Raw genomic sequence first — 2,366 nt, 5'->3', positions numbered from 1 at the left:
TGCTGCCGAACCTGCAGGAACGCGCACCGGGCTACCGCGCCGTCACGCCGCTCCTGCAATCCGACGACGGCGAAACCACAAAGCCACAATTGTCCGCCGACGGCCAGAACATCGATTTCTATTCCAGCCGCGGCAGCCTGGCCGAAGACGGCAACGGCAGGTTCTTCGACGTATTCGTCGCCAGCGGCCACGCGGACGGCATTTTTTGCCGACGGTTGGCAGAACGAATGCCCCACCTCGCAAATGCGCTGAAACAGTTCCGGATGGATGTCGTTGCGAGACCAGGCACGATGAGGAAACGCAGCATCGCTAGGGCGACGAGTCGCAACGACGTATCAGGGGTGAAAGGCGTCGAAACTATTTGACGGTAGTTGCGAGACAGCACACCAGCGTGCCTCGAAAAAACGCGCCCGCTGCCGACGATGATCGGCACCGGATATTCGGCGACAAACCCTGCGCCGTTGATCGCCTACGTCGGCAAGCCGCCCTAACCGACGAACGGAATTTCGTTGTCGCCTGCGGCCAGGGCCTGAGTGCCGGCACTGGGTGCGTGCACTTTTTACATGCAGGTGCACTGACACGATTGAGCAGCAGGGGCGCGGGAATTCGGGAAATGGAGCAGCACCGTCGCCTGCGGCGGTGTCGTTCCCAGACTTCAACGAGGCGTCTATGTCAATTTTCAGGCTTGTCCATCAGCGCTGCGCTGGTGCAGCGAGGTTTGCGCTGATGCTATTGGCGTTGCCAGGTGCCGCGGCGGCGGCGCAACCCTTCGAACTTGTCAGTCAAGCCGCTTTCCCTGCAGCCGCCCACGGCAACTCGTATAGCAGAGGTCCGCTGGACGTATCCGGCGATGGCCGCTACGTGCTGTTCGCGTCCGGCGCCAACAATCTGGTGTTGAATGACTACAACGAGAGGGCGGACCTGTTCTTGCTCGACGCACAGACCGGCGAAATGGCAATCATCAATAGCGATGCGATTAGCCGGTTCGATCTCTACGGCGTTGAGAATGCGAGCGTTTCGGATGACGGCCGCTATGTGCTCTACCACGGTCGTCCCAACGGAGGCAGCACGTACCAGGTCTATCGATTCGACCGCCTGACGCACTCTTCCCTGCTGCTCAGTGCTGATGCCAGCGGAATTGCGGGCAACAACACCAGCATAGCCGGCGGACTTTCTGCCGATGGACGTTATGTGGTGTTTATCAGCTTTGCCCATTTGCTACCCAATGCCGAATCGCCATCGGTCTATCGTTACGACGCTTTGACCGCGCAGTTGCAGATCGTGTCCGTCGATCACCCCACAGGCGCCACTTTCGAAAACCCCGAAGTGCGACCGGAAATCACACCGGATGGTCGCTACGTCACCTATGGTGCGCGTACCGATCGAGGCTTGCAGCTTTTTATTCGCGACATGGATACCGGCAGCCATGTGCAGGCTACCGTTTCCTCCAGCGGTGATCCCGTCCCCCTTTCTTGGCCCCTCTCCTCCTCGCGCCCCTGTAAGAGCACTCGGACCATCAGTAACGATGGTCGCTATACGGTTTTCGTCACCGAAGTCAATGCCGACCCATCGGATACCGATCAAAATTATGATGTCTATCGTTATGATCGGCTGAGCAATACCAGTGAACTGATCAGCAGAGCTACCAGTGGTTTTCCAGCAGCGTACAAAAACTATTGCCCCGCGATCAGCGGCGACGGCCAGCGCGTACTTTTTCTGGCGGACTCTATTTACGGTAACTCTTCGCTGGTTGTTAACAATACAAGTCTTTCAACATTGCACATCGCCATCGACAACATCGACGATTTCGAAATTACAGGACTCAGCCTCAGCGATACGCCGGGCGAATTGTTCTTCACTAGCCTTATTCTGCCCGGCGTCACGGGCGAACAGGTCCTGCGTTATCGCGACGACAGCGGGCTGGCCGTAATGAGCCGAGCCTATGCGGCCGGCAGCGAATCTGCCGACGGCCATAGTGGGGACAGCGCGGTCAATCCGTCGGACCGCGACCTCGGGCCCGGTGTCAGCGCAGATGGCCGCTTCGTCGTATTTACCTCCAGCGCACAAAACCTGGTCGAGGGTAATTCCTATGCCAACCAGATTTTCCTGCGCGACCGGACAACCGGCACTACTGAGCGGATCAACAGCACCTACGCCGGATCGAACGTTTTCCGGGGAGCCAATCCGTCCATAACACCGGATTCGCGCTACATCGTTTTCTCCGCCAGTCGCTATGTCGAATCAATGGGCAACCGGCTACAGAGCGAAATTTTCCGCTACGACCGCACGAGTGGGCAGACCTCGCTCGTTAGCACCGATACCTCCGGCACAGCCGCCGACGCATCGAGCAGCGGACCGCATATGTC

The 2,366-nt window shown here is 58.5% G+C and carries 2 protein-coding genes; both read left to right on the top strand.

From position 1 onward, the window contains the following. Positions 1-365 (top strand): hypothetical protein (locus tag DFR29_RS29560; RefSeq protein ID WP_166654427.1); only part of this gene is annotated, 365 nt, incomplete at its 5' end. Positions 366-669: 304 nt separating this feature from the next. Next, the coding region (locus DFR29_RS28730; protein ID WP_133822071.1) for a PD40 domain-containing protein at positions 670-2,366 on the top strand (1,697 nt) is incomplete at its 3' end.

This window comes from Tahibacter aquaticus, from assembly GCF_004363655.1.
Taxonomy (GTDB): domain Bacteria; phylum Pseudomonadota; class Gammaproteobacteria; order Xanthomonadales; family Rhodanobacteraceae; genus Tahibacter; species Tahibacter aquaticus.
Note: the sequence above shows the minus strand (reverse complement) of the source record. Positions and strands in the feature narration are given on the sequence as shown.